At 67.0% G+C, this 2559-nt stretch carries 2 protein-coding genes; one reads left to right on the plus strand and one right to left on the minus strand.

What is annotated here, in order from left to right:
- The first annotated feature begins 313 nt into the window (after positions 1 to 313).
- Positions 314 to 1534 (plus strand): IS110 family transposase, encoded by a 1221-nt coding sequence (locus RMT89_RS39940; RefSeq protein ID WP_315888653.1) that lies wholly within the window; start codon positions 314 to 316, stop codon positions 1532 to 1534.
- Between the two features lie 17 nt (positions 1535 to 1551).
- Here the strand turns inward: RMT89_RS39940 and RMT89_RS39945 are convergent, their stop codons facing one another.
- Positions 1552 to 2499 carry a sugar ABC transporter permease gene (locus RMT89_RS39945; protein ID WP_315888654.1) on the minus strand — a complete coding sequence of 316 codons (948 nt, stop codon included), beginning with the start codon at positions 2497 to 2499 and terminating at the stop codon, positions 1552 to 1554.
- Positions 2500 to 2559 lie beyond the last annotated feature (60 nt).

The following is a 2559-nucleotide window of genomic DNA, read 5'->3' on the forward strand; positions in this document are numbered from 1 at the left end:
CAAGAGGTCCTGGTTGTTCAGGTCAATTCACGGATTCCCACCCGCCCGCAACGATCAGTTTGTTCACGGGCTCTTAGAGGACCATCCCTTCTGCAGCCCTCACAAGTAGGGTTGTGACCTCTCGGTCCCGGTGGGTGCATGGCCATGGGTGCGAGCCGTTCGACGGCCTGCATGAGTTCCGCCAGCCCCGCCGGGCCGAGGCCGTCTGATCGGCTTCAGGGACACGCCCCGCAGAGGGCCGATTAATGAGCTCCCGGCAGACGACCTCACCACCGGGCAGGTGCTCCGCCACAGGCACAGGAGTACGACCTTCGTGTTCATCGGATGGGACTGGGCGACCGAAACCCACGACGTGACCGTCATGGACGACACCGGAAAGCGCATCGACCGGTGGGAACTCACCCACACCGAGGAGGGGTTCACCAAGACCTTGGCCCGGCTGCGCAAGCACGGCGACCCGGCAGACCTGCCCGTAGCCATCGAGACCACCCGCGGACTGGCCGTCGACCGGCTGCTGGCCGCCGGCCATCCGATCGTGCCGGTCCACCCCAACGCCTTCAACGCCATGCGGGCGCGCTGGGGCGCCTCCAAGGCCAAGACCGACGCCGGCGACAGCATGAAACTCGCCGACTACCTGCGCACCGACGGCCATCTCCTGCCCCGGCTGGAACCCACCGAGCAGGCCACCCTCGACCTCCAGGCCCTCACCCGGCAGCGCGCCGACCACATCGAGGCCAAGGTCGCCGCCGTCAACCAGCTCGCCGCACTGCTGGACGAGCACTGGCCCGGCGGCAAGGCCGTCTTCTACGAACTCGACAGCGACATCGCCATGGCCTTCCTGGAGCGCTACCCCGCCCCGGCCTCCGCCGCCAAGCTCACCGCCGGACGCCTCGAAGCCTGGTGCAAGCGCCACGGGTACTCCGGCAAGAAGCCCGGCAGCACCCTGATCGAACGTCTGCGCTCGGCCCCGAAGGCCGCCTCCCGCCTGAGTGAGCAGGTCGCCGGACAGCTCGTCCGCGTCCAGGTCCAGCTGGTGCAGGGCATACGCGCGACGATCCGCGCCCTCGACAAGTCCATCGCCGAAGCAGCCGAAACCCATCCCTACGCGCCGCTGTTCGCCACCATGCCGCGCATCGGCAAGGTCAGCCTCGGACAGGTCATCGGGGAGATCGGCCCGATCCTGGAACGGTCCCGGACCTGCGAACAGCTCATCGCCGAGGCCGGCGTTGTCCCCGTGACCCGCGCCTCGGGCAAGGCCCGCACGGTCTCCTTCCGCTTCGCGACCAACCGAAGAGCCCGCGTCGCACTGACCACCTTCGCCGACAACAGCCGCCACGGCAGCGACTGGGCCGCGAAGATCTACAACGACGCCCGAGCGCGCAAGAAGAGACACCCGCATGCCATCCGCATCCTGGCCCGCGCCTGGCTGCGGGTGATGTGGGCCTGCTGGCGCACCGGCGTCTGCTACGACCCCGCCATCCACCAAGCCAACAGCAAGATCAAAACGGCCACGGACATGCCGCTGGCGGCATAGAGGTTGACTCAGGAAACTCATGCGCGCCGCTCCTTCCGGAAGGTGGCCACCAGGTAGGGGATGATCACGACGAGCGAGATCAGCAGCAGGACGACCGCGATCGCGGAGCCGTACCCGATCCGGCTGGACTCGCCGATGATGTTGTTGGTGACCAGGATCGAGAGCAGCTCGGTGCCCTCGGCGCCCTTGTTGAAGACGAAGACCAGGTCGAAGGCGCGCAGGGCCTCGATGATGGTGACGACCAGGACGACGGTGTTGGTGGGCCGCAGCGTCGGGAAGACGACGTTCTTGAACGTCTGCCACTCGTTGGCCCCGTCGAGGGCGGAGGCCTCCCGCAGCGCGGGGTCGACGCCCTTGAGGCCGGCCAGGTACAGGATCATCATGTAGCCGGTGTGGCGCCAGGACGCGGCGATGAGGATCGCCCAGAGGTTGAGGTCCGGGTCGCCGATCCAGTCGATGTACTTGCCGGGCTCGTTGGCCCCGATGAGGCTGTTGATCAGGCCGGTGTCGGGGTTGTAGATGAGCTGCCAGACGAAGCCGATGACGGCCATCGACAGCACGACCGGCAGGAAGAAAGCCGTCTGGTAGACCCGGCTGAAGCGGATCTTCTTGTCCAACTGCACGGCCAGGAACAGGCCCAGCGGCGTCGGGATCGCGATCAGCACGACGAACCAGATGACGTTGTGCTGGACGGCCGGCCAGAACTGCGGGTTCTGCTCGAAGAGTTCACGGAAGTTCTGCAGCCCGACCCACTGGATGGAGTCGAAGCCGATGCCGTCCCAGGTGGTGAAGGCGAGGGCGATGGAGGCCAGGGCGGTGATCCAGACGAGAGCGACGTGCAGGATCGTCGGAAGGCCGGCCATCAGGCCGAGCGTGATCCGGTCGCGGCGGGTCAGCAGGCGCTGGTGGCCCTGCGGAACCCGCCTCTTCGGCGTCGCGGTGCCGGAGGGGGAGTGTCTAATCAACGGCGGATCTGATGATCAAGGAGACGCCAGAGATGACCGACACCGTCGTTGAGCAGGAGC

Origin of the sequence: Streptomyces sp. P17, assembly GCF_032436805.1 — a bacterium.
Classification (GTDB): Bacteria; Actinomycetota; Actinomycetes; order Streptomycetales; family Streptomycetaceae; genus Streptomyces.